The following is a 23,868-nucleotide window of genomic DNA, read 5'->3' on the forward strand; positions in this document are numbered from 1 at the left end:
GCCGTGTTCGCAGGTAGCAGGGTCACAGGTCACAGGTCGAAACCCGGCTGAGTCTTGTCTTGGAGGATGTTGTGCGTTTGCAGGTCGTCGATCACCCCTTGGTGGCGCACAAACTCACCACCCTGCGCGACAAGCGCACCGACTCCCCCACCTTCCGTCGCCTCGCCGACGAGCTGGTGACCCTCCTCGCCTACGAGGCCACGCGCGACGTGCGCACCGAGGCGTCCGACATCGAGACCCCGGTCGGCCCGACCACCGGCGTCAAGCTGTCGTACCCGCGTCCGCTGGTCGTGCCGATCCTGCGTGCCGGCCTCGGCATGCTCGACGGCATGGTCCGCCTGCTGCCGACCGCCGAGGTGGGCTTCCTGGGCATGGTCCGCAACGAGGAGACCCTGGAGGCCTCCACGTACGCGACGCGCATGCCCGAGGACCTCTCCGGCCGTCAGGTCTACGTCGTCGACCCGATGCTGGCCACCGGCGGCACGCTGGTCGCCGCGATCCAGGAGCTCATCAAGCGCGGCGCCGACGACGTGACCGCCGTGGTGCTGCTGGCCGCGCCCGAGGGCGTCGAGATCATGGAGCGCGAGCTGGCGGGCACGCCGGTGACGGTGGTGACGGCCGCCGTGGACGAGCGCCTCAACGAGCACGGCTACATCGTGCCGGGCCTGGGCGACGCGGGCGACCGCATGTACGGCTCGGCCGAATAGGGCAGGGCCCGGGCCGTTCGGCCGCCGGACCGTCGGGGAGCTCCCGGGTCCGGCGGTCCGGCCGGAGGGGTGATCAGCACTTCGCGGTGGGCGTGGGCACGGGGTTGGCCAGGATGGCCAGCGCCTTGTCCGCGTCCGCCTTGGGCTTCAGTTCCTTGAAGGCGTCACCCAGGATCAGGTCGATGTCCGCGCCCTCGCGCGCGTCGGTCTGCTGGGTCACTCCGTCGAGTTGGGTGGCGAGTACGGAGTAGGCCGCCTTGTCGGTCCGGGGGGAGCCGAGCAGTATCCCGGGCCCGGGGACCTTCTTGTCGAAGTCGGCGGGGGCGTTGCCGACCTGCCCGACGGCGAAGCCGCGGTTGCGCAGCTCGTCGCCGACGGCCTTGGCGAGGCCCGCGCGGGGGGTCGCGTTGTAGACGTTGACCGTGATCTGGCCGGGCTGGGGCAGCGCGGCGGCGGGGGACGCGGAGGCGCTCGCCGCCGCGTTCGGGGCCGAGACGGGCTTGGCGGCGGCCCCGGCCTTTCCGGTGGAGGCCGAGGGGCAGGGCTTGCCGGCCGCGGTGGTCCGCTTGCCGGTGTCGCCACCGCGGAACACATCGATGAGCTGCAGGGACCCGTATCCGAGCAGGGCCAGCGCGAGGGCCGAGCCGAGCACGGTGAAGACCAGCCTCCGGCGGCGCCGGGGACGGCTCATGCGGGGGTAGGCAGCTCCCGTGACGCGGTACTTTCCGCCCATGCCGGGGGGAGTGAGCATGCTCATGGGCGCAGCGTAGTGCCGCGTCGGGACGATGCCTACTAAATGATCTATTGATCGGGCAAGGCTGACCCGAAAGGCGCAATCAGTCCATTTCCAGGACGCGCGCGTGCAGAACCTGGCGCTGCTGGAGGGCCGCGCGGACGGCGCGGTGCAGCCCGTCCTCCAGGTAGAGGTCGCCCTGCCACTTCACGACGTGCGCGAAGAGGTCGCCGTAGAAGGTCGAGTCCTCGGCGAGCAGGGTTTCGAGGTCCAGCTGTCCCTTGGTCGTCACGAGCTGGTCGAGCCGGACCGGGCGCGGGGCGACGTCCGCCCACTGCCGGGTCGTTTCCCTGCCGTGGTCGGGGTACGGCCGGCCGCTTCCGATGCGCTTGAAGATCACACGGAAAGCCTACCGGGCCCGCGCCTCCGGGCGCAGCCTCGTGCGGGTGGTGCAAAAGTGGCAGAGGGTATGAATGGGTGACTACGGGAGTCCGGAACCCGCAGTCCGGGAGCTCGGGAGTGATGCATGAGCCAGCACGCGGACCCTTCCGTTCCGCTCGACCCCGCCGGGGACCCGGCCGCGCCGCCCCCCGCGCCCGCCGCCGCCGCGGCCGCCGTCGCGGCCCCCGCCCCGGCCTCCGACGGCCCCGCCGCGCGGATCGCCGACGGGTACGCCTTCACCGGACCCGCCCTCGACCTCGGCGCCCTGCTGTGGGACGGCGTCGTCCTGCCGGACCGCCAGATCCGCATCCCGCTGTCGATGCTCAACCGCCACGGGCTCGTCGCGGGCGCGACCGGCACCGGAAAGACCAAGACCCTCCAGCTCATCGCCGAGCAGCTCTCCGCGAACGGGGTCCCCGTCTTCCTCGCCGACATCAAGGGCGACGTCTCCGGCATCTCCGCGCCCGGCACCGACAACGAGAAGGTCCGCCAACGGGCCGCCGACGTCGGCCAGGAATGGGACCCCGCCGGCTGCCCCGCCGAGTTCTACGCGCTCGGCGGCATCGGCACCGGCATCCCCGTGCGGGCCACCGTGACCGCCTTCGGCCCCGTCCTGATGTCCAAGGTGCTCCAGCTCAACCAGACGCAGGAGCAGTCCCTCGGCCTGATCTTCCACTACGCCGACACCAAGGGCCTGGAGCTGATCGACCTCAAGGACCTGCGGGCCGTGGTCGCCTTCCTCGTCTCCGACCAGGGCAAACCCGAACTCAAGGGCATCGGCGGCCTGTCCACCGTCACCGCCGGGGTGATCCTGCGGGCGCTGACCGCCTTCGAACAGCAGGGGGCGACCGAATTCTTCGGCGAGCCCGAGTTCGACACGAGCGAGTTCCTGCGCACCGCCGCCGACGGCCGCGGCACGGTGTCCGTCCTGGAACTCCCGGCGGTGCAGGACAAACCGCAGCTGTTCTCCACCTTCCTGATGTGGCTGCTGGCCGACCTCTACACGGACCTGCCCGAGGTCGGCGACCTGGACCGGCCCAAGCTGGTCTTCTTCTTCGACGAGGCGCACCTGTTGTTCAACGGCGCCTCGAAGGCCTTCCTGGAGTCGATCACCCAGACGGTGCGGCTGATCCGGTCCAAGGGCGTCGGCGTCTTCTTCGTGACCCAGACCCCCAAGGACGTGCCCGGCGACGTGCTGGCGCAGCTCGGCAACCGGGTCCAGCACGCGCTGCGCGCCTTCACCCCCGACGACGCGAAGGCGCTGAAGGCGACGGTGAAGACCTTCCCCAACTCCGCGTACGACCTGGAGGAACTGCTCACCGGCCTCGGCACCGGAGAGGCCGTGATCACCGTGCTGAGCGAGGGCGGCTCCCCGACCCCCGTCGCCGCGACGCGGCTGCGCGCGCCGCGGTCGCTGATGGGTCCCGTCGACGCGGCGACCCTGGAGGGCGCGGTCAAGGCCTCGCTGCTGTACTCGCGTTACGCGGAGCCCGTCGACCGCGAGTCGGCGTACGAGAAGATCAGCGCCGAACAGGCGGCGGCCGAGGCCGCGGCGGAGGCGGCGGCAGCGGCCGCGGAGGCGGAGAAGCAGGCCAAGGCGGCCGAGAAGGAGGCGGCGCGCGCGGCGCGCACGGCCCCGAAGCCGGACCCCTCGCTGGCCGAACAGGTGGTGGGCAGCGGTCTGTTCCGCTCGCTGGCCCGCTCGATCGGAACCCAACTCGGCCGGGAGATCTCCCGTTCGATCTTCGGCACGGCCCGCCGCAGACGGTAGGAGCGGGCGGGAGCGGCCCGCGCGAGCACGCGCGTCCTCCAGGCGGAATCAAGCGAACCGGTTGTCGGGGGTGCGGTGGGCGCTGACAGACTCGGGGCATGCGGACCGAACTCACCGACACCACGTCCAACAAGGTCGACCGGGCCCTGCTCGAAGCCCGCCGAGCCGTCGGCAGCCCCACCATGGGACTGGTGCTGACGCTCGTCGTCGTCACCGACGAGGAGAACGCCTACGACGCGGTACGCGCGGCCTCCGAGGCCTCGCGCGAGCACCCGTGCCGCATCATCGCGGTGATCAAGCGCAGCGGGCGCGGCCCGCAGCGCCTGCGCCAGAGCCGCCTCGACGCCGAACTGCGCGTCGGCTCCGACGCCGGCTCCGGGGAGATCGTCCTGCTGCGCCTGCACGGAGAGCTCACCTCGCAGGCCGGCTCCGTGGTGCTCCCGCTGCTGGTTCCGGACGCGCCCGTCGTGGCGTGGTGGCCGGCGGACGCCCCCGCCGACCCGGCCCGCGACGAGCTGGGCGCACTGGCGCAGCGACGCATCACCGACGCCCAGGAGGCCCCGGACCCGGTCGCGGCGCTCGACGGTCGGGCCGCCGCGTACGCCCCCGGCGACACCGACCTGGCCTGGACCCGACTGACGCCGTGGCGTTCGCTCCTGGCGGCGGCCCTCGACCAGAAGCCGCTCCCGGTGACCGGCGCGGCGGTGGAGAGCGAGGCGGACAACGCCAGCGCCGAACTGCTCGCGCGCTGGCTGGAGGACCGGCTGAAGGTGCAGGTGCGCCGGGTGGTCACCGACGGGCCGGTCATCACCCGGGTCCGGCTGGAGACCGAGGCCGGGGAGATAAGGGTGGACCGGCCGGCGGGGGTGCTGGCCACGCTGGTGCTGCCCGGATGGCCCGACCGCAGGGTGGCCCTGAAGATCCGCAGCGACGCCGAGCTGATCGCGGAGGAGCTGCGCCGGCTCGACGCCGACGAGGTCTACGCCTCGGCGCTGCGCGGACGCCCGGCCCAGGCCTCGCTCTCCGCGTAGTGGTTGTCGTAGACGGGCTGGCTGTCGATGATGTCCTGCACGGTGGCCTCGCCCGCGCGAACCCGTCCCAGGAGGCGGTAGTAGTCGAAGCGGGCCATGCCCGGGGTGAAGCCGACGAACACCTCGGCCGTGTGGCCCGCGGCCGGGGCGAAGGCGTGCTTCACGCCGGGCGCGACGCTGATGAAGTCGCCCTTGGTCAGGGTGTGGACCTCGTCGCCGACGAGGACGTCGAGGACCCCGTCGGTGACGTGGAAGAACTCGGTCGCCTTGGTGTGGAAGTGCACCGGGGCGCCGGCCGCGCCGACCTCGAAGCTCGCGGTGTTGCAGGTGAGTTCGGGGGTATCGGTGAGCAGCGTGATGACGCTGCCGGGGCCGTCGGTGATGGACTCGGCGCTCGTGGCGCGGGTCAGGTTCTCGATCATGGAACCGACCCTACGACCTGCCCCGCGCCCCGCCGGCGCCGCCCGCCCCGGTCCGTCACCTCGACCCGCGCCGCTTGCCCCGCTCCGCCCGCTTCCCCCGCTCCGCCTACTTCGCCTGCTTGGCGGCGGCCTTCTGCGCCTGCTTGTACTCCCGGACCTTCGCCAGTGACTCCGGGCCGGTGATGTCCGCCGCCGAACGGTGCACGCCCGCCGGCCCGTAGCCGCCCGCGGCCTCCCGCCAGCCCTTGGGGCGCACGCCGAAGCGCTTCCCCAGCAGGGCGAGGAAGATCTGCGCCTTCTGCTCCCCGTAACCGGGCAGCGCCTTCAGCCGCTCCAGCAGCTCGGCTCCGGTGGCGGCGTCCGCCCAGATCGCCGCCGCGTCCCCGTCGTAGTGCTCCACCAGGTACGCGCACAGCTGCTGGATCCGCTTCGCCATCGACCCCGGATAGCGGTGCACGGCGGGCTTGCGCGAGAGCAGCTCGGCGAAGGCCTCCGGGTCGTAGGCGGCGATGGCGTGCGCGTCGAGGTCGTCGGAGCCCAGGCGCCGCGCGATCGTCCAGGGCCCCGAGAACGCCCACTCCATCGGTACCTGCTGGTCGAGCAGCATGCCGGTGAGGGCGGCGAGCGGGCTGCGGGCGAGGAGGGCGTCGGCCTCGGGTTGCTGGGCGAGCCGGATGGTGATGTCGTCCATGCCCTCCAGCCTCCCCCGACGACCCGCCCGCCGCGCGGTGAGCCCGCCGTCGCGGCCGTCGCGCGGATGTCCGGCCCCCCGCCTAGCGTGGAGACGACGGACACGCACGCAGACAGGTACAGGGACAGGGACAGAGGACGACACACAGGAGTCGATCGACCATGGCTGAGTTCGAGGAGGGCGCCCCGTGCTGGGTGGACGCGATGTTCACCGACGTGGCGGCGGCCAAGGAGTTCTACGGTGACGTGCTGGGCTGGACCTTCGGCGAGGCGAGCACCGAGTACGGGAGCTACACGCAGGCCTACTCCGACGGCAAGGCGGTCGCGGCCGTCGTACCGCCGATGCCGGGGGCGGACGCGCCCTCGCAGTGGTGCCTGTACTTCGCCTCGCCCGACGCGGCCGCCACCGCCCGGAGGATCCAGGAGGCGGGCGGCGACGTGGTGATGGAGCCCATGCGGGTCGGTTCCTTCGGCACGATGGCCATCGCCAGGGAACCGAGCGGCGCCGTCTTCGGCCTCTGGCAGCCCGGCGAGCACAGGGGCTTCGAGAAGACGGGGGAGTCCGGGGCGTACGCCTGGGCGGAGGTCTTCACCCGGGAGCCGGAGAAGGCGGACGCGTTCCTCACCCGCGTGTTCTCCTACAGCGCCCAACAGATGGAGGCGGGCGACGACCCCGAGGAAGAGGGGATGGACTTCAAGGTCTTCGGCGTCGGCGGCCCGGAGAACCCGGTGCTCGGCCGGATGCGGATGGGCGAGGAGTTCCCGCCGGAGGTGCCTTCGTACATCCAGGTCTACTTCGCCGTCCCGAACTGCGACGAGGCGGTGGAGAAGACCAGGGCCCGCGGCGGGACGCTGCACTTCGGCCCGATGGACAGCCCGTTCGGGCGGTTCGCGGCCCTCGCGGACCCGCAGGGCGCGGCCTTCGCGGTGATCGACCTGACGACGACGGTCGGGGAGATGCCGGAGTTCACCTGAGCGCCCCGCGCGGGCCCCCGCGCAGGCCCCGCGCAGGCCCCCGCGCCGACGCCGTGTCTCATGAAAGGCCTGGTCACAGGCAGGTTGGGCGCAGGGGCGAGCCGTACGGGTGGATTCGGGTGGCGGATGCGAGGGGTTGAACACGGGTCAAAGTGGAACGGCCTAGTTTCGGTTGCGTGCGGTCCTTCCCGGACGCACGTGTTTCCTAGCGCAAGAGGTCGAACAGTCATGAGCCTGAGCATCCGCAACCAGATCGCCGGCACCGTCACCGCCGTCACCGCCGGAGAGGCGATGGCCACGGTCAAGGTCCGCCTCGACGGTGGCCAGGACATCACCGCCGCGATCACGGTCGACGCGGTCAAGGAGCTGGGCCTTGTCGCCGGTTCCCCGGTGAAGGCCCTGGTCAAGGCGACGGAGGTGGCCCTGGCGACCGGTCCCGTCGAGGGGCTGTCCATCCGCAACCGGATCGCCGGCACCGTCGTCGACGTGGCCACCGGTCCGGCCATGGCCTCCGTCAAGGTCGACGTGAACGGGGGCGGCCTGACCGCCGCCATCACCGCCGACGCCGTCGAGGCCCTCGGCCTGGCCGCCGGTTCCCCGGTCGTCGCGCTGATCAAGGCGACCGAGGTCTCCCTCCAGGCCGCGTGACGGCCGCGCGCTCCGAGCCGTGCGCCGCGCCGGTCGCCTCCCGCCACGCGGGGGCGACCGGCGCCGCACCGGGCCCCATTACTGGATGAACAGGCTCATGCCCGGGGCGGGTCGGACGACTTGCCCCGGCAGGACGAAGGCCGTCACGCGCCCGTCGCAGTGGGGGCCCGACCACACGGCGGCCGTCTCGTCGGTGAAGTTGGCGACCTCCGAGGGCACGAAGTCGCCCAACGGGTAGCAGCCGGACGGGTCGTGGATCGCGGCCCGGTCGATGAACAGCACCCCGTCGGCCGCCTGCGCCGACCCCGGCGTCGCCAGCGCCAGCGTCACCGCCGCCGCGCACGCCCCGAGCACCCGCGCCGCGCGTCGTGTCTCGCGCATCCCGCGCCCACCTCTTTCACTTCCCGATTCCCGAACCTCTGTCGTCACCGACGGTAGGGTGTCGCTACTCAAGGTGACACGGCGTGCGGTGGTGAAGGAGGGGCGCGTGGAACTCCAGGAGCGCCTGGACGCGCTGGTCGCGTCCGGGGCCGAGAGCGGCGTCCAGGTGGCCGCGTACCGCGACGGCCGCCCGCTGGTGGAGGCGTACGCGGGTGTCGCCGGCCCCGACACCCTGATCCACGGCTTCTCCACCGGCAAGGGCTGCACCGCCACCCTCGTGCACGTCCTCGCCGCGCGCGGGCTGCTCGACTACGAGGCCCCGATCGCCCGCTACTGGCCCCGGTTCGCGGCCCACGGCAAGGCCGGCGTCACCGTCCGGCACGCCCTGACCCACTCCGCCGGGATCCCCCACCTGCCGCGCTCCCTGACCGTCGCCGAGCTGTGCGACTGGGACCACATGTGCGAGGTCGTCGCCGACCTGCGCCCGCTGTGGGAGCCGGGCACCGACAGCGGCTACCACGGCTGGACCTTCGGCTGGATCCTCGGCGAGACCGTGCGACGGGTCACCGGCCTCACCCCCGGGCAGGCGCTGCGGGAGTACGTGGCCGAACCCCTCGGGATCGCCGACGAGCTGTACTTCGGGCTGCCCGCCTCCGAACTGCCCCGGGTGGCACCGCTGGTGGAGGGCGGCTGGGAGGCGTACCTGGCCGGGCTGCCGGCGCAGGCCCCCTTCACCCGGCTCATCGCGCCCCACCGCGGCCTGTGGACCACCGCCGGCCTCGCCGGCCGACCCGGCTACCTCCTCGCCGACCTGCCCGCCTGCGCCACCTTGACCGCCCGCGCCGCGGCCCGGATGTACGCGGCGCTGCTGGGCGAGGTGGACGGTGTACGGCTGTTGTCGCCCGACCGGGTCGAGGCCGCCGCGCGGACGGCGGTGGACGGGCGGGACCGGATGCTGCTCGTCCGGTACGCCAAGGGGTTGGGCTGGTTCGTCGGCATGACCCCGATGGGCGGCGAGCCCACCACCTTCGGCCACCACGGCAGCGGCGGCTCCCTCGCCTTCGCGGACCGCGCGCGGGGCCTGTCGTTCGCCTTCGTCCACACCCGGCTGGTGGCCCCCGCCGACCCCACGGCCCGCAAACTGGCCGACGCGGTAAGGGCGCTCGCGCAGGAGACCGCCTGAGGACCGCCTAGGCGGGGGTCAGGGCCGGGACCCGCAGGGCCCCGAACCAGACGTGGGTGACGGCGCTGACGTACCGCGCCCCGCAGCGGTCCGACGGCACCACCAGCTGGCTGCCGGCCCCGTCGAGCTCCTCGCCGTCGAGGCGGGTGGCCAGCAGGACCGGACAGTCGCGGAAGTCCGGGTCCAGCTCCGCCCACGACAGGACGGTGTGGTGGCCGTCGCCGCCGCCGACCGCGAGGACGTAGCGGCCGCGGTCCTTGCGGCGCCGGGCGTCGAAGACCGGCCCGGCCCCGGTGACGACGTCCCGCAGCAGCACGCCCTTGAAGACGTGCCGCTGCGGGCCGTTCGTCGCGCAGTCGAAGGTGACCTCCGCGCGGTGCTGCGGCCAGGCCCGCAGGTCGGCGACGCTCAGGGTCGCGGGACGGTCGAGTTCGCCGTGCAGCAGGAAGGAGGCCATGCGGATGTCATGCCCGACTCGTGTCCCGCTGGAACCTCATGTGCAAGGTTCATGGGGATATACGAGTCGCATACGGGTCATGATTCAGCGGATTCACCCTGCATCTTCCGGTGGATCCGCCGCCAGACGACGTCCCGGGTCAGCGGCATCTCCGTGAAGCGGATGCCCGTCGCGTCCCGCAGGGCGTTCGCGAAGGCCGGGCCGACCGGGTTGAAGGGGCTCTCGGACATGGACTTGGCGCCGAGGGGCCCGATCGCGTCCGAGGTCTCCATGAAGTGGACCTCGGTGCGCGGGACGTCCGCGTACTGCGGCAGGCGGTAGCGGCGGAAGGCGGCCGTGGTGACCTCCCCGCGCTCGTCCACCCGTACGGTCTCGAACAGGGTCGCCCCCAGGGCCTGGGCCACGCCGCCCTCGACCTGCCCCCGGCACTGCACCGGGTTCATGACCTTGCCGGCGTCCGCCGCGTGCACGCTGCGCAGGATGCGCATCTCGCCCGTGTCCGGGTCCACCGCGAGGCGGAACCACTGGGCGTTGAAGGCGACCGAGCGAGGCGAGCCGCCCCAGTGGCCGTCCGCCGAGACCTCCTCCGGCCGGCCCCGCTCGTACGCGGCCTCGTGGAGCTCCTTCAGCGTGACGACGCGGCCCGCGCAGTCGAAGGCCTCCGCCTCCAGCCTGCACAGGTGCCGGGCCACGCCGGTGTGGCGGGCAGCGAAGGTCCGCAGCCGCTCCGCGAGCGAGTTCGCCGCCAGCATCACCGCCTTGCCCGCGACCACCGTGCCGGCCGAGCCGAAGGCGCCGGTGTCGTGGCGCACCACGTCGGTGTCCGACTGGCGGACCGTGATCCGGTCGACGGTGGTGTTCAGCGCGCCCGCGGTGATCTGCTTGTGGACGGTGGTGGTGCCGTTGCCGAACTCGGCCGTGCCGACCGCGATGTCGTACGTGCCGTCGGACAGCAGGCTGACCGTGGCGTCGGCGAAGTGGCCGCCCGGGGGGCCCGTGGCGATCATCGCGACGGCCGATCCGGTGCCGGTGAGCCAACCCTCGGGGACGTCCTCGTGGCTGCGGTCGTCGGCGATGGCCCGGCGTACGACGTCCATGCACTGCCGCATCCCGTAGGAGGCGATGAACAGGTCCTCCTCGTGGCCGATCGGGGTGACGAGGTGGTCGCCCGCGCCGATGACGTTCTTCTCGCGCAGCACGAGCGGGTCCATCCCGAGCGCGACCGCGAGTTCGTCCATCATCGATTCGAGGGCGAAGAGGACCTGGCCGAGGCCGTAGCCGCGGAAGGCGCCCGCCGGCACCCCGTTGGTGTAGACGGAGTACGCCTCGACCTCCTTGTTCGGCGCCTTGTAGACGGCGAAGGACTCCCCGACGCTGTGGAACATGACCGCCGGGCCGTGGTTGCCGTAGGCGCCGGTGTTGGCGAGCACGCGGATGCGCAGGGCGGTGAGGGTGCCGTCGGCCTTGGCCCCCATCTTGATGGTGATCTTGAAGGGGTGGCGGGTGGTGGCCCCGTAGAACTGCTCGGCGCGGGTGAACTCGAGCTTCACCGGGCGCCTCAGCTTCAGGGCGGCGAGCACCACGATGTCCTCGGTCAGCATCTCCTGCTTGCCGCCGAACCCGCCGCCCACCCGGCCCGCGACCACGCGGACCTCGTCCTCGTTCAGGTCGTACAGGGCGCACAGCGCCCGTCGGGTCAGGAACGGGGCCTGGGTGGAGGAGCGGACGGTGACGCGCTCGCCCTGCCCGTCCTCCTTGGGCTCGAAGTACGCGACGCTGCCGTGGGTCTCCAGGCTGGCGTGCTGAACCCGCTGGGTCCGGAAGGTCTCCTCCAGGACCACGTCCGCCTCGGCGTAGCCCCTGTCCATGTCGCCGATGGTGGCGTGGACCTCGCCGCACACGTTGTTCTCGGCCCGGAAGATCCCCGACTCGGGGCCCTTGGGGTGCAGCACGGGCGCGCCCGGCAGCATGGCCTCCTCCGGGTCGGTGACGTGGGGCAGCTCCTCGTACGTGACGACCACGCGCCGGCAGCCCTCCTCCGCGGCCTGCTCGCTGTCGGCGACGACGGCCGCCACGCGCTGGCCGACGAAGCGGACGACGTCGTCCAGGACCCGGGTGTCCATCGGGTCCTCGGTGGGGTGCTCGTGGCGGGCCGAGGAGTACAGCCGGTCCGGGGCGTCGTGGTGGGTCAGGACGGCGTGGACGCCGGGGACCCGCAGCGCCTCGCGGGTGTCGATGTCGACGATCCGGGCGTGCGGGTGCGGGGAGCGCAGCAGCTTCATGTGGAGCAGGCCGGGCACCTCGACGTCGAAGGTGTAGCGGGCGGTGCCGGTGACCACCTGCGGGCCCGCGGGGGCCCCGGGGCTGCGGCCGACGGCCTGACCGGCCTCGGGCTCCTCGATGTGCCTGACCCCGCGCACCGCGTCCTCGATGGCGCGGTAGCCGGTGCAGCGGCAGATGTTGCCCTTGAAGGCGCGCGGGAGGTCGTCCAGCTTCCCGTCGTCGTGGGCGGTGCCCTCCTCGGCCTGGAGGGCGGCGGTGGTCATCAGGAACCCGGCGGTGCAGAAGCCGCACTGGAAGCCCTGGGCGTCGAGGAACTGTCGCTGCGCCGGGTGCAGTTCGCCGCCGGGTCGGGCGAGGCCCTCGACGGTGGTGACGGAGCGGCCCTCGGCCCGGACCGCCGGGTAGAGGCAGCTGTGGACGGGCTGCCCGTCGACGTGGACGGTGCAGGCCCCGCAGTCGCCCTGGTCGCAGCCCTTCTTCACGCCGAACCAGCCGCGTTCGCGCAGGTAGGTGCGCAGGCACTGGCCCGGGCGGGGCTCGTCCTCGAAGCGCTGCTCGTTGATCTCGATGCCGTAGCTCATCGGGAACCCTCCTGAGGTGCGCCGGGTCGTCGCCCGGTCGCGTCGGTCAGCTCGCGGCGGATCTCCTCGGCCAGGTGCAGGGCCATGTGCCGCCGCCAGTCGGGCAGGCCGTGGATGTCGTCGAACCACTCGTCGGGGCGTACGCCGTCGTCGATCGCGGCGCGCAGTTCGCCGGCGGTGGGCGGCAGCGCGAACCAGAAGCGGAACGGGCGCGTCGTGGCCGCGGAGACGGTGACGGCCAGGGATCCGTCGCGCGGGTCGAGCGCGCCGATCACCAGGGCGCCGGAGCGGCCCAGCCCGTACAGCGAGGCCTGCCGGAAGGCCGTACGGGTGTCCAGGGCGTACGCGGGGATCCGCACCGAACGCAGCAGCTCGCCGTCGCCCAGGTCCTTGACGCCGGCGCCGCGAACGAAGTCGGTGACGGGGAGCCGGCGGGTGGCGCCGTCCTGGCCCTGGAGCAGGACGGTGGAGTCGAGGGCGGCGGTCAGGGAGATCATCGGGCCGGCCGGGAGGCCGTTGCAGAGGTTCCCGCCGACGGTGGCCATGTTCCAGATCTTGAAGCTCGCCAGGAAGGCGCGGCAGCACTGCTCGACGAGCGGTGCCGCGGCGGCGGGCAGGGTGCGGCCGAAGCGGGACAGTTCGGTGATGGTGCAGGTGGCGGCGATGTCGAGGGAGCCGTCGGGCTGCCACGACAGGGGCGGCCAGCCCATGCGGGAGAGGTCGAAGAGGCGGCGGATGTGGTGCTGGGGCTCGGAGAAGAGGTACGTGCCGCCGCCGAGCCAGGCGTCACCGGGACGCCAGGGTTCGCGGCGGCGGGCGTCGCGCACGTCGAGCACGGTGTTGAGGTCCAATTCGCGCCACCAGCCTTCCTGATCCCGGGGTTTCGCTTCAGTGAAGCAACCGCCGACGGGCGGAAACGACTGGTCTCGGCCACGGAAAGCAGCCAACTCGGGACGGTTCGCCTTGGTGGATCAACCAAGACCCGTATACGCGCGTTGCCCTTGCATTTACGATGTGGTTTCTCGTATTCACCTGGCGAATGTGGGTCACCCCCACCGCAAGGAGTCCCTGCCATGCACGTCCTCGACCTCCTCCAGTCCGACAACCTCGGCCTCACCCTGCTCTGGGGCGAGGAAGCCCTTCTCGGCCAGGAGGTCAGCGGCGTCACCGCCACCGACCTGGAGGACCCGGGCCGGTTCCTGGGCCCCGGCGAGCTCGTGCTCAGCGGTCTCGTGTGGTGGTCGGACGCCGACCCGGCGAAGACCGACCGCTTCGTCTCCGCCCTCGCCGAGGCCGGGGCCACCGCCCTGCTGGCCGGCGAGGAGACCCACGGCCGGGTCCCGGACGAGCTGATCGCCGCCTGCCGCGCCCACCGGGTGCCGGTGGTGGCCGTCCCGGCGCGGACCAGCTTCCGGTCGGTCACCGAGGCCGTGTACCTGCGCCAGTGGGGCGACCTCAGCCGCCGTCCGACCCGGATCTTCGCCCTCCCCGAGAACGTGCGCGGCGAGCTGAGCCGGCTCCTGGAGAGCGGCGCGGGCCCCGCCGAACTGCTCGACCGCGCCTGCGCCCACCTGGGCAGGATCAGCTGCTACGTGCTGACCGCGAGCGGGCGCACGGTGGCCCGTACGCCCTCCGCGCCGCCGCTGCCCGCCCGGCGGGCCGCCGTCGCGCGCGACGGGCTCTCGCTGCGCGTCGAGGCCGACGGATCCCCGTACGACGCCTGGCGGCTGCACCTGCCGGACGCGGACGCGGCGCCGCCGCGGGTGCTCCACGAGATCGCCGAGGTGTTCGCCCAGTACCGCGACCGCGGGGCCCGCCGCACCGCCGCCGAGCGCGCGGCCGGGCAGGAGCTGATCGCGCTGCTGTCCCGCGAGGCCGATCCGGCCGCGCTGGAGGAGGCGCTGACCGCCGCCGGACTGCCCACGACCGGCCTGTACCGGGTGCTGACGGCCACCTCGGGCGAGGCCCTGGCCGAGGCCCTCGGGCACCTGGAGGGCCTCGCGTGGACGGCCGGCGACACCGCGGCGGTGCTCCACGAGGACCCGAGCGGGCGGCTCGACGTCGTGGCGGAGCTGCGCGGATTGTGGCCGCTGCTGCGGGCGTGCGCGCCGCAGGGGTCCGAGCCGCGGCTCGGCGCGGGCGCGCGGACGGCGGGCCCCGAAGGGCTGCGGGCCTCCCTCAACCAGGCCGCCTTCGCGTTGACGGCGACCGACGAGGACGCCCCGGTGCGGGGAGTCGAGCAGCTGGACACCCTGGCCGAACTCCTCGGCGGGGTGCCGCCGGAGGTGCGATCCGTCTTCGGGACGCGCACGCTCGGCCCGCTGGGCGACGGCATGCTCCGCGAGACCCTGGAGGTCTTCCTGGCCAACAACTGCTCGTGGGCCCGCACGGCGGAGGCCCTGCACCTGCACGTCAACACCGTGCACTACCGGATCGAGCGGGTGGAGGCCCTGACGGGCCGCGACCTGTCCCGCCTGGACCACAAGCTGGACCTCTACGCGGCGCTGCGCTGCGCCTGAACCGTCCGTACGGCCCGCTCGCTCAGGGCACGTCGACGTGCACGTCCGTCGACTTCACCCGGGCGGTGACGCGCACCCCGACCGCGATCCCGAGCTCCTCCACGGACTCCCGGGTCACCACCGAGACGATGCGGTGCGGCCCGGACTGGATCTCCACCTGGGCCGCCACCTCGTCGAGCCGTACCGCCGTGACGATCCCGGCGAAGGCGTTGCGTACGGAGGTGACGGGGGCGCCCTCGGGCAGCGGGTGCATCCCGGCCGCCCGCTCCTTGGCGAACGCGGCCAGCACCGCCCCGTCCACCGCGCGGTTCCCGTCGGGCCCGCGCGGGGCGTCCAGCCGCCCCGCGTCGGCCCAGCGGCGGACGGTTTCGGAGCTCACGCCCAGCAGGCCGGCGGCCTGCCCGATCGAATACGACGGCACGCGCGCAGCATAGCCGCGAGGGCTTTCGCGGATCGGACCGCGACGGAACCCGAGACGGGGAAACGCCAGAGGGCCGGACCGCTGACGGGGTCCGGCCCTCTGATCCGGCGGAGGAAGGCGAATGCGACCGCAACCCCAACCGCAACCGCTGTCCGACTACTTGTGGTCCGCCGGGCCGTACCACTGGAGGGGCTGGCCGGTGACCGAGGCGATGCACTCGAAGTCGTGGTCCCGGTGCAGGAGGGTGAGGCCCTGCAGTTCGGCGGTCGCCGCGACGACGAGGTCGATCGCACCGGCGCTGCGGTGCTTGCCCTGCTGGGTGAGGGCCTCCTGGACCTGCCAGGCCCGGTCGTAGGCGCGGTCGTCGACCGGGACCCAGCCGAAGATCAGCCTGATGTCCTCGATGCCCCGCGCTCTGTCGGCGGCCGATCGGGCGCTGTAGAAGAACTCCAGCTCGGTGATGGGGCACGTGGCGATCAGGCCGGCCGCCGCTGCCTGGTCCCAGCCGTACTGCTCCGCGTCACCGTGCAGGAAGCGGGCGAGAGCGCTGGTGTCGATCAGGTAGAGAGCGGCGTTCACCGTCGGTAGTTCCTCTTTTCCTCGAACAGCGTCAGGTCGAACGCGCCTTCGTCGGAGGCGGCGCGCAAGCGGGTCAGGGCCAGCGCGCGCCGCCTGCTCTCCAGTACCTCGCGGAGGGCCGTGTTGACCGTCTCCTTCTTGGTGCTGGTCCCCAGCGCCTTGGCCACGTCCGCGACCAGCTCGTCATCGAGGTCGATCACCGTGCGACTCATGGTGCACCTCCTTGATATCAAGTATGGAGGTGAGTATATCTCCGAAGGTTCATCGCTGCGCCGCGCGTGGGACGGAAACCGAGACGGGAAACGCCAGAGGGCCGGACCGCTGACGCGGTCCGGCCCTCTGATCCGGCGGAGGATACGAGATTCGAACTCGTGAGGGGTTGCCCCCAACACGCTTTCCAAGCGTGCGCCCTAGGCCTCTAGGCGAATCCTCCGCCGCAAACAATACAAGACGTTGAGGGGTGCTCGCGAACACGATCCCGATCTTGGGGTCGGAGAGGGTGCCGGTCGGGACCGGGAGCCGGGGCGGCTCGATTCTCGGGCCCGGTATCCGCTAGGGTGGGGCCCAGCCCCTCACGTGGCGCTATCTCACCCAACTCCCCCAGGGCCGGAAGGCAGCAAGGGTAAGTGGGCTCTGGCGGGTGCGTGGGGGGCGCTTTGCGTTCCGGGGCGGCGTGGGGCCGCTGTTGTCGGTGGGCCCGGATAACCTCGTAGACGTGTCGTCCCTTGCGCTGTACCGCCGCTACCGCCCCGAGTCGTTCGCCGAGGTCATCGGGCAGGACCATGTCACGGTCCCGCTGATGCAGGCCCTGCGGAACAACCGGGTCAATCACGCGTACCTGTTCAGCGGCCCGCGCGGCTGCGGCAAGACGACCAGCGCGCGCATCCTGGCGCGCTGCCTCAACTGTGAGCAGGGTCCCACCCCCGACCCGTGCGGCGAGTGCCAGTCCTGCCGCGACCTGGCCCGCAACGGCCCGGGGTCGATCGACGTCATCGAGATCGACGCCGCCTCCCACGGTGGTGTGGACGACGCCCGCGACCTGCGCGAGAAGGCCTTCTTCGGGCCCGCCTCCAGCCGGTACAAGATCTACATCATCGACGAGGCCCACATGGTCACCTCGGCGGGCTTCAACGCCCTGCTGAAGGTGGTCGAGGAGCCGCCGGAGCACCTCAAGTTCATCTTCGCCACGACCGAGCCCGAGAAGGTCATCGGGACCATCCGCTCCCGTACCCACCACTACCCCTTCCGCCTGGTGCCGCCCGGCACGCTGCGGGACTACCTCGGCGAGGTCTGCGGCCGCGAGGGGTCCGTGGTCGAGGACGGCGTGCTGCCGCTCGTCGTGCGGGCCGGGGCCGGCTCCGTGCGCGACTCGATGTCCGTCATGGACCAGCTCCTCGCCGGCGCCGGCGAGGAGGGCGTGACGTACACCATGGCCACCTCCCTCCTCGGGTACACCGAGGGCTCGCTGCTCGACTCCGTCGTGGACGCGTTCGCCGCCGGTGACGGCGCCGCCGCCTTCGAGGTCGTCGACCGGGTGGTCGAGGGCGGCAACGACCCCCGCCGGTTCGTCGCCGACCTGCTGGAGCGGCTGCGCGACCTGGTGATCCTCGCCGCCGTGCCGGACGCCGGGGAGAAGGGCCTCATCGACGCCCCGGCCGATGTCGTGGAGCGGATGCAGGCCCAGGCGTCGGTGTTCGGCGCCGCCGAGCTGTCGCGCGCCGCCGACCTGGTCAACGCGGGGCTCACGGAGATGCGGGGCGCGACCTCGCCCCGGCTCCAGCTGGAGCTGATCTGCGCCCGGGTGCTGCTGCCCGCCGCCTTCGACGACGAGCGGTCCTTCCAGGCCCGCCTCGACCGCCTGGAGCGCAGCGGCCCGCCCGCCGGCGTGTCCTACGCCGCCCCGGCCGCCGCCGCGCCCGCGCTGGGCTACGTCCCCGGCCCCGAGGCGCACGGCATGGCCCCGGCCGGCCCGGCCGGCGGTGTCGCCGCCGCGCGGGCCGCCGTACGGGCCCCCGAAGCCCCGTCGGCGGCGGCCCCCGCCCCGGAGCCCGTCGCCGTACATCCGCCCGCGCCGGCCCCCGCCGCCCAGGCCCCGGCCGCCGCACCCGCCCCGGCCGCCGCACCCGCCCCGGGCGCGTGGCCCGGCGCCGCGCAGCCCGGCAGCGGCGCTCCCGGCGCCTGGCCGGGCACCGCCACCCCGGCCGCGCCCACCGCGCCCACCGCCACCGCCCCCGGCGCCTGGCCCAGTGCCGCCGCCCCCGGCAGCGGCGTCCCCGCCCCGGCCGCCCCGGCCGCCCCGGCTCCCGTCGCCCCGGCTCCCGCCCCCACCCCCGCCGCGGCCCCGTCGACGCCCTCGCCCGGCATGGCCGCCGGCGCCGGGCAGGTCCAGGCGATGTGGCCCGGCGTCCTGGAGGCAGTCAAGAACCGCCGCCGCTTCACCTGGATCCTGCTCAGCCAGAACGCCCAGGTCACCGGCTTCGACGGCACGACCCTCCAGCTCGGCTTCCCCAACCCCGGCGCCCGCGACAACTTCGCGAGCAGCGGCAGCGAGGACGTCCTGAAGGCGGTGCTCGCCGAGCAGTTCCAGGTCAACTGGAAGATCGACGCCGTGGTGGGCGGCGGCGGCCCGGCTCCGGACCGGCACTCGTCCTACGCCGCCCCGCAGGCGCCCGTCGCCCCGGCCCCGGCCCCCTCCGCGCCCGCGTACGAGCCGCCGGCCGCGGACCGGCAGCCCCCGGCGCCCGCGGACCGGCAGGCGTACCGGCCGCAGGCCCCGCAGCAGGAGGCGCCGCGGCCCGTCGCGCAGCAGGCGCCCCCGCCGGTCGCCCCCGAGGACGACGTGGCGGAGGCGGACGACCCGGACCTGGTGGAGAGCGCGTTGACCGGACACGACCTGATCGTGCGCGAGCTCGGAGCCACCGTTGTGGAGGAATACACGAATGAGTAGCCCCTCGTAGTTGGGTGGCCGCACGAAACCCGCCACGCCGTCCGGGCTACCCTGGGCGGCGTGAAGGTCCTCGTCATCGGCGGCGGCGCCCGCGAACACGCCCTGTGCCGCTCTCTGTCCCTCGACCCCGACGTCTCCGCGCTCTACTGCGCCCCCGGCAACGCCGGCATCGCCGAGGTGGCGGAGCTGCGTCCGGTCGACGCCCTCGACGGCGACGCGGTCGCCGCCCTCGCCGGCGAGCTCGGCGCCGACCTGGTCGTCGTCGGCCCGGAGGCGCCCCTGGTCGCCGGGGTCTCCGACGCCGTCCGCGCGGCCGGCATCCCCGTCTTCGGCCCGTCCGCCGAGGCCGCCCGACTGGAAGGCTCCAAGGCCTTCGCCAAGGACGTGATGGCCGCGGCCGGCGTCCCGACGGCCCGCAGCTACGTCTGCGTCACCCCCGAAGAGGTCGACGCGGCCCTCGACGCCTTCAGCACCCCCGGCGCCCCCTGGGTCGTCAAGGACGACGGCCTCGCCGCCGGCAAGGGCGTCGTGGTCACCGAGGACCGCGCCCTCGCCCGAGCCCACGCGCTGGCCTGCGACCGCGTCGTCATCGAGGAGTACCTCGACGGCCCCGAGGTCTCCCTCTTCGCCATCACCGACGGCGTCACCGTCGTCCCGCTCCAGCCCGCGCAGGACTTCAAGCGCGCGCTGGACGGCGACGCGGGCCCCAACACCGGCGGCATGGGCGCCTACTCCCCGCTCCCGTGGGCCGACCCCAAGCTGGTCGACGAGGTCATGGAGCTGGTCCTCCAGCCCACCGTCGACGAGCTCCGCCACCGCGGCACGCCCTTCTCCGGGCTGCTCTACGCCGGTCTCGCCCTGACCGGCCGCGGCACCCGCGTCATCGAGTTCAACGCCCGCTTCGGCGACCCCGAGACCCAGGTGGTCCTGGCCCGGCTGCGCACCCCGCTGGCGGGCGTGCTGCTGCACGCGGCGAAGGGCACGCTGGCCGACGAGCCGCCGCTCAGCTGGCGCGACGACGCGGCCGTCACGGTCGTGATCGCCTCCCACAACTACCCGGACACCCCGCGCACCGGCGACCCGATCGAGGGCCTCGCCGAGGTGGCGGCCGAGGACGGCCCCGACGCCTACGTGCTGCACGCCGGGACCCGGCGCGAGGGCGGGGCGATCGTCAGCGCGGGCGGTCGGGTGCTGTCGGTGACGGCGACCGGTTCCGATCTGGCCCAGGCCCGCGAGAAGGCGTATAAGGCCGTCGGACGGATCCGCCTGGACGGCTCCCAGCACCGTACGGACATCGCCGCGAAGGCGGCGGAAGGCCGCTGACCTGCACGGCGGTCACAACACGGGCCCGGGGCGCGCGGACGCGCACCGGGCCCGCGCGCATGTCCGCGTACGAGTGCATCCGGCCGCGTTCGAACGCACCCACCTTTACCCAAAGCCATTCCATCGGGTGATGGACACCCGGTCTGCCTGACGTCCGGCCGCTCCCCAACTAGGGTGCGGCGCAAGCATTCCGGCACATGGCCCACCGGCATTGCGATGTCGGTGGCGGGTGTCACAGTGGGGGAGTGAGCAACACCGTCGCAGGGCAGAGGGGGTGAGGTCCGGTCGTGTCCGGAACGGGTTCGATCGCAGACGCGGACGTGCCGTCCGCACGTTCACGCGCCCTCGCCGTACTGCGGGTGCGCAGCAGGGCGCTCGCCGTCCTGCTCCTGCCCGCCGCCTTCGCGGTGGTCCTCGTCGCCGCCCGGATGACGGGCCGGCTCGCCGGTGATCCCTGGCCGGTGGTGACCCTGGTCGTGTGCGTGGTCGCCGCGTCGGTCCTGCTGGTCGGAGGGGTGTTCGGGGCCGTCGTGCTGCGGGCGGGCCCCGCCGTGACGCCCACGGTGCCGCTGCCCGAGAGCGCCGCGCCGGACCTCTACCGGCTCGTACGGGACCTGGCCGACCGGATGGACGTCCCCGCGCCCTCCGCGATAGCCCTCACCCCGGACTGCGACAGCTGGCTGGAGGACCGCGCGCACCCCGCGCACCGGCGCGGCGGCGGCATATCCGCGGGGCCCGAGGCGGAGCCCGGCGCGGCCCCCGTGCTGGTCATCGGTTCGCCGTTCCTGTGGTGGATGCGGGTCGCGGAGCTCCGGGCGGTCCTCGCGCCCGTGATCGCCGGCACCGGCCCCTCGGCGCACCCCGACATAGCCGACGCGCGCGGCTTCGTCCGCGGACTCGACGCGGCCGTGGACATCGGCGGGCGCCCCGGCCTCGGCTGGATCGCCGGACCCGCCCGGCTGCTGCTGAGGCTGTGCCGGACGGACGCCGCCGAGATGGAGCGCGGCGTCGCCGCCGCCGCCTCGGACCGCGCCCACGACGTGGACTACGCGCTGCGCATCACGGCCCAGGAGCAGGTCGGCCTCGCCTACGCGGGCTGGGACCGGCTGCTGACCCGGGTCGCGCTGCCCGCCTGGCGGATGGGCCGCTGGCCCGCGCACCTCGACGCCGGGGTGGTCTCCGCGCTGACCGAGCTGTCCCGCCGGGACCGCCTGGCCGACGGATTCACCACGCGCCTGGGCGAGCGCCCGGCCTGCGACCTGCTGGAGCAGCCCGGGGTGCTCGACGAGGCGGCCTCCCTGTTGGCCGCGCGGCTCTTCCACGGGGGCCCCGCCGAGACCGGGCCGGACTGGTCCCCGGTGGACTGGGCGGAGTATCCGCAGGAGGTCGTCGACCGCAAGTGGCGTACGGAGGCGGCCCGACTGCACGCCGCCCTGGACGCCCTCGCCGTCCCCGGCACCCCGACGGCGGCGCCCCCGGCCACCGCGCCCACCGCCACCGCGCCCCCGGCCCGGGCCGATCGGGCCGATCGGGCCGATCGGGCGGCGCGGGTCTCCCTCTCCCCGCCCACCGAAGGACCCGGCGGGCTCGGCGGCCCCACCCTGGAGCGGGTGCTCGGTTACCTCACCGATCCGGCCGGGGACTGCCTCGCCGGCGAGGCCCTCGCCGGACGCCTCAGCGGGGACCTGGCCCGGGAGGAACGCGCCGCCGATTCCCGCGTGGCGGCGGACCGGGCCCGGGGGGCCGACACGATGCCGCTCTTCCCGCTCCAGCCCCCGCGCAGCGGCCGGGACCTGCTGGCCGACCACGTGACCGCCCTGGTCTGCTGCGCGGCGGTGGACTACGCGGGCGCCGGCCCGGGCCTGGACTGGCTCGACGGTCCGGTCCTGCTGGTCGGCGGCGAGCGCCGCTCGGACCTCGCGCCGCACGTGCTGGCCCTCGTCGAGGACGGGGACCCGGGGCCGCTGCGGGAGTGGCTGGCCGAGGTCGGGGTGCGCCCGGAGAAGCCGGTCCGCCTCGTCTGAACCGTCCGGCCCGCGTCCCGGCAGGCCGGGGCGAGGCCGAGGGGCGAGGCCCGGGGTCGAGGCCTCGCGTGCCCGGGGCCAAGCGGTGGCCCGCCTTCCGTTCACGTCAATTCGCGACGAACGGTGACGGACTGCGTGCGTTATGTGATGTGCTGGGATCGGTCGCACGGAGGTGTCCGAAACCCGCCGCGCACCAAGACGACGAAAACGCGTTCGGGGGAGCGAGGGAGGGGAGCGGTATGGGTGCGGACCAGATCCGGCGGTGGGAGTCAGGTGCGCTCGCGCACGCGGTGAACGACCCCTTCGGCCAGGGCCCCCTGCCCTGGTTCCGGGGCAGCGAGCTGTATTTCGGCGACACCGGCCAGGTCGTGCCCTGGTACGTGGACCCGACCGCCACCCCCGGCACCCTGCCGCGCACCCACGGCTCCCCGGGCGGCTCGGGGGGCGGCCCCCGCACCGCCGACGACGTGCACCGCCAGATCAAGGGGTTCACCTCCACCGGGGCCGTCACCCCCGGCGAGGCGATCGACTTCCACATCACGGTCGACCCGCCCCAGCAGTTCTCGGTCGACGTCTACCGCATCGGCCACTACGGCGGCGACGGCGCCTCCAAGATCACCACGAGCCCCCGGCTTTCCGGCATCGTCCAGCCGCCCCCGCTCACCGCCGACCGGACCGTCTCCTGCCACCACTGGTGGCAGTCCTGGCGGCTCCAGGTGCCCTCGTACTGGTCCGTCGGCGCCTACGTGGCCGTCCTCACCACCGCCGACGGCTACCGCTCGCACATCCCCTTCACGGTGCGCGACGAGCACCCCGCCGACCTGCTGCTCCTGCTCCCCGACGTCACCTGGCAGGCCTACAACCTCTATCCCGAGGACGGCCGCACCGGCGCCAGCCTCTACCACGCGTGGGACGAGGAGGGCCGCCTCCTCGGCGAACGGGACGCCGCCATCACCGTCTCCTTCGACCGCCCCTACGCGGGCGCCGGCCTGCCGCTGCACGTCGGCCACGCCTACGACTTCATCCGCTGGGCCGAGCGCTACGGCTACGACCTCGCCTACGCCGACACCCGCGACCTCCACGCCGGCCGCGTCGACCCGACCCGCTACCGGGGCCTGGTCTTCCCGGGCCACGACGAGTACTGGTCGGTCCCGATGCGCCGCACCGTCGAGCGGGCCCGCGACCACGGCACCTCGCTCGTCTTCCTCTCCGCCAACACCATGTACTGGCAGGTCGAACTGGCCCCCTCCCCCTCCGGGGTCCCCGACCGCCTCCTCACCTGCCGAAAACGCCGCGGCCCCGGCCGCCCCACCCTGTGGCGCGAGATCGACCGCCCCGAGCAGCAGTTGCTCGGCATCCAGTACGCCGGGCGCGTTCCCGAGCCGGCCCCGCTGGTCGTGCGCAACGCCACGCACTGGCTGTGGGACTCCACCGGCGCCGCCGAGAACGACGAGCTGGACGGCCTCGTCGCCGGCGAGGCCGACCGCTACTTCCCGCGCACCCAGCTGCCGCCGCACCAGGACCGGATCCTGCTCGCGCACTCCCCGTACCTCGACGGCGAGGGGGTCAGGCGCCACCAGGAGACCTCCCTCTACCGCGCCCCCAGCGGCGCCCTCGTCTTCGCCTCCGGCACCTTCGCCTGGTCGCCGGCCCTCGACCGCCCCGGGCACGTGGACGAACGCGTCCGGCGGGCCACCGCGAACCTCCTCGACCGGATCTGCAAGCGGGACTGAGCCCCGCCCCGCCCGGACA

22 protein-coding genes, 1 tRNA gene and 1 other RNA gene are annotated in these 23,868 nt (G+C 73.6%); 12 read left to right on the forward strand and 12 right to left on the reverse strand.

Going from position 1 to position 23,868, the window contains the following annotated elements; translation table 11 throughout:
- The first annotated feature begins 71 nt into the window (after nucleotides 1–71).
- On the forward strand, nucleotides 72–707 hold the full coding sequence (gene upp, locus ACZ6ZI_RS10625; RefSeq protein ID WP_363059518.1) for a uracil phosphoribosyltransferase: 636 nt from the start codon (nucleotides 72–74) through the stop codon (nucleotides 705–707).
- A gap of 73 nt (nucleotides 708–780) precedes the next feature.
- Here upp and ACZ6ZI_RS10630 read toward each other — a convergent pair whose 3' ends face one another.
- A complete protein-coding gene (locus ACZ6ZI_RS10630) occupies nucleotides 781–1,464 on the reverse strand; it encodes a LytR C-terminal domain-containing protein (RefSeq protein ID WP_363059516.1) in 684 nt (227 codons plus the stop codon).
- Nucleotides 1,465–1,543: 79 nt separating this feature from the next.
- Complete coding sequence (locus tag ACZ6ZI_RS10635) at nucleotides 1,544–1,840, reverse strand: type II toxin-antitoxin system VapB family antitoxin (protein ID WP_008740979.1); 297 nt, start codon at nucleotides 1,838–1,840, stop codon at nucleotides 1,544–1,546.
- Between the two features lie 126 nt (nucleotides 1,841–1,966).
- Between ACZ6ZI_RS10635 and ACZ6ZI_RS10640 the strand changes: the two genes are divergently transcribed.
- Nucleotides 1,967–3,652, forward strand: coding sequence for a helicase HerA-like domain-containing protein (locus tag ACZ6ZI_RS10640; RefSeq protein WP_469518537.1), 1,686 nt, complete (start codon nucleotides 1,967–1,969; stop codon nucleotides 3,650–3,652).
- Between the two features lie 98 nt (nucleotides 3,653–3,750).
- Nucleotides 3,751–4,683 (forward strand): glucose-6-phosphate dehydrogenase assembly protein OpcA, encoded by a 933-nt coding sequence (gene opcA / locus ACZ6ZI_RS10645; protein ID WP_363059512.1) that lies wholly within the window; start codon nucleotides 3,751–3,753, stop codon nucleotides 4,681–4,683.
- On the opposite strand, the gene ACZ6ZI_RS10650 is transcribed toward opcA, so the two are convergent.
- Nucleotides 4,632–5,105 (reverse strand): cupin domain-containing protein, encoded by a 474-nt coding sequence (locus ACZ6ZI_RS10650; RefSeq protein ID WP_469518540.1) that lies wholly within the window; start codon nucleotides 5,103–5,105, stop codon nucleotides 4,632–4,634. The two genes, opcA and ACZ6ZI_RS10650, sit on opposite strands and share 52 nt — an antisense overlap.
- Before the next feature lie 106 nt (nucleotides 5,106–5,211).
- Complete coding sequence (locus ACZ6ZI_RS10655; protein WP_363059508.1) at nucleotides 5,212–5,796, reverse strand: HhH-GPD-type base excision DNA repair protein; 585 nt, start codon at nucleotides 5,794–5,796, stop codon at nucleotides 5,212–5,214.
- A gap of 161 nt (nucleotides 5,797–5,957) precedes the next feature.
- Here ACZ6ZI_RS10655 and ACZ6ZI_RS10660 point away from each other — a divergent pair, with 161 nt between their 5' ends.
- Nucleotides 5,958–6,770, forward strand: coding sequence for a VOC family protein (locus ACZ6ZI_RS10660; RefSeq protein WP_469518543.1), 813 nt, complete (start codon nucleotides 5,958–5,960; stop codon nucleotides 6,768–6,770).
- A 228-nt stretch (nucleotides 6,771–6,998) separates the two neighbouring features.
- Entirely contained in the window at nucleotides 6,999–7,418 is a 420-nt protein-coding gene (locus ACZ6ZI_RS10665) for a TOBE domain-containing protein (RefSeq protein ID WP_469518545.1), read from the forward strand.
- A gap of 78 nt (nucleotides 7,419–7,496) precedes the next feature.
- Here the strand turns inward: ACZ6ZI_RS10665 and ACZ6ZI_RS10670 are convergent, their stop codons facing one another.
- Nucleotides 7,497–7,799, reverse strand: coding sequence for a hypothetical protein (locus ACZ6ZI_RS10670; RefSeq protein WP_469518547.1), 303 nt, complete (start codon nucleotides 7,797–7,799; stop codon nucleotides 7,497–7,499).
- A 106-nt stretch (nucleotides 7,800–7,905) separates the two neighbouring features.
- On the opposite strand from ACZ6ZI_RS10670, the gene ACZ6ZI_RS10675 reads away from it, so the two are divergent.
- On the forward strand, nucleotides 7,906–8,982 hold the full coding sequence (locus ACZ6ZI_RS10675) for a serine hydrolase domain-containing protein (protein ID WP_469518549.1): 1,077 nt from the start codon (nucleotides 7,906–7,908) through the stop codon (nucleotides 8,980–8,982).
- Nucleotides 8,983–8,989: 7 nt separating this feature from the next.
- Here the strand turns inward: ACZ6ZI_RS10675 and ACZ6ZI_RS10680 are convergent, their stop codons facing one another.
- The 3 genes from ACZ6ZI_RS10680 to ACZ6ZI_RS10690 all read right to left on the reverse strand — a co-directional run bounded on the left by ACZ6ZI_RS10680 (nucleotide 8,990) and on the right by ACZ6ZI_RS10690 (nucleotide 13,154).
- Nucleotides 8,990–9,439 (reverse strand): molybdopterin-dependent oxidoreductase, encoded by a 450-nt coding sequence (locus ACZ6ZI_RS10680; RefSeq protein WP_363059498.1) that lies wholly within the window; start codon nucleotides 9,437–9,439, stop codon nucleotides 8,990–8,992.
- Nucleotides 9,440–9,516: 77 nt separating this feature from the next.
- Nucleotides 9,517–12,303: a molybdopterin-dependent oxidoreductase gene (locus ACZ6ZI_RS10685; protein WP_469518552.1), complete on the reverse strand. Its 2,787-nt coding sequence runs from the start codon at nucleotides 12,301–12,303 to the stop codon at nucleotides 9,517–9,519.
- The gene (locus ACZ6ZI_RS10690; protein ID WP_469518554.1) at nucleotides 12,300–13,154 is read right to left on the reverse strand and encodes an FAD binding domain-containing protein; all 855 of its coding nucleotides are present in this window, start codon (nucleotides 13,152–13,154) and stop codon (nucleotides 12,300–12,302) included. The genes ACZ6ZI_RS10685 and ACZ6ZI_RS10690 overlap by 4 nt, the downstream gene beginning before the upstream one ends.
- 222 nt (nucleotides 13,155–13,376) lie before the next feature.
- Between ACZ6ZI_RS10690 and ACZ6ZI_RS10695 the strand changes: the two genes are divergently transcribed.
- The gene (locus ACZ6ZI_RS10695; RefSeq protein WP_469518556.1) at nucleotides 13,377–14,822 is read left to right on the forward strand and encodes a PucR family transcriptional regulator; all 1,446 of its coding nucleotides are present in this window, start codon (nucleotides 13,377–13,379) and stop codon (nucleotides 14,820–14,822) included.
- 22 nt (nucleotides 14,823–14,844) lie between these two features.
- On the opposite strand, the gene ACZ6ZI_RS10700 is transcribed toward ACZ6ZI_RS10695, so the two are convergent.
- The 4 genes from ACZ6ZI_RS10700 to ACZ6ZI_RS10715 form a co-directional block, all read right to left on the reverse strand.
- Nucleotides 14,845–15,243, reverse strand: coding sequence for a TOBE domain-containing protein (locus tag ACZ6ZI_RS10700; protein ID WP_469518558.1), 399 nt, complete (start codon nucleotides 15,241–15,243; stop codon nucleotides 14,845–14,847).
- 156 nt (nucleotides 15,244–15,399) lie between these two features.
- Nucleotides 15,400–15,822 carry a PIN domain-containing protein gene (locus ACZ6ZI_RS10705; RefSeq protein WP_469518560.1) on the reverse strand — a complete coding sequence of 141 codons (423 nt, stop codon included), beginning with the start codon at nucleotides 15,820–15,822 and terminating at the stop codon, nucleotides 15,400–15,402.
- Nucleotides 15,819–16,034: a type II toxin-antitoxin system VapB family antitoxin gene (locus tag ACZ6ZI_RS10710; protein ID WP_469518563.1), complete on the reverse strand. Its 216-nt coding sequence runs from the start codon at nucleotides 16,032–16,034 to the stop codon at nucleotides 15,819–15,821. Before ACZ6ZI_RS10710 ends, ACZ6ZI_RS10705 begins: the two co-directional genes overlap by 4 nt.
- 136 nt (nucleotides 16,035–16,170) lie before the next feature.
- Nucleotides 16,171–16,255, reverse strand: a tRNA-Ser gene (locus ACZ6ZI_RS10715).
- A 130-nt stretch (nucleotides 16,256–16,385) separates the two neighbouring features.
- Here ACZ6ZI_RS10715 and ffs point away from each other — a divergent pair.
- The 5 genes from ffs to ACZ6ZI_RS10740 all read left to right on the forward strand — a co-directional run bounded on the left by ffs (nucleotide 16,386) and on the right by ACZ6ZI_RS10740 (nucleotide 23,849).
- An RNA gene (gene ffs / locus ACZ6ZI_RS10720) (signal recognition particle sRNA small type) lies at nucleotides 16,386–16,484 on the forward strand.
- Between the two features lie 53 nt (nucleotides 16,485–16,537).
- The gene (locus ACZ6ZI_RS10725) at nucleotides 16,538–18,769 is read left to right on the forward strand and encodes a DNA polymerase III subunit gamma and tau (RefSeq protein WP_469518565.1); all 2,232 of its coding nucleotides are present in this window, start codon (nucleotides 16,538–16,540) and stop codon (nucleotides 18,767–18,769) included.
- Nucleotides 18,770–18,829: 60 nt separating this feature from the next.
- Nucleotides 18,830–20,092, forward strand: coding sequence for a phosphoribosylamine--glycine ligase (purD, locus tag ACZ6ZI_RS10730; protein WP_363059484.1), 1,263 nt, complete (start codon nucleotides 18,830–18,832; stop codon nucleotides 20,090–20,092).
- A gap of 287 nt (nucleotides 20,093–20,379) precedes the next feature.
- On the forward strand, nucleotides 20,380–22,116 hold the full coding sequence (locus tag ACZ6ZI_RS10735; protein WP_469518567.1) for a M48 family metalloprotease: 1,737 nt from the start codon (nucleotides 20,380–20,382) through the stop codon (nucleotides 22,114–22,116).
- 239 nt (nucleotides 22,117–22,355) lie between these two features.
- Nucleotides 22,356–23,849: a N,N-dimethylformamidase beta subunit family domain-containing protein gene (locus ACZ6ZI_RS10740; protein ID WP_469518570.1), complete on the forward strand. Its 1,494-nt coding sequence runs from the start codon at nucleotides 22,356–22,358 to the stop codon at nucleotides 23,847–23,849.
- Nucleotides 23,850–23,868: the final 19 nt, after the last annotated feature.

Source organism: Streptomyces sp. NPDC103540 (assembly GCF_055584445.1).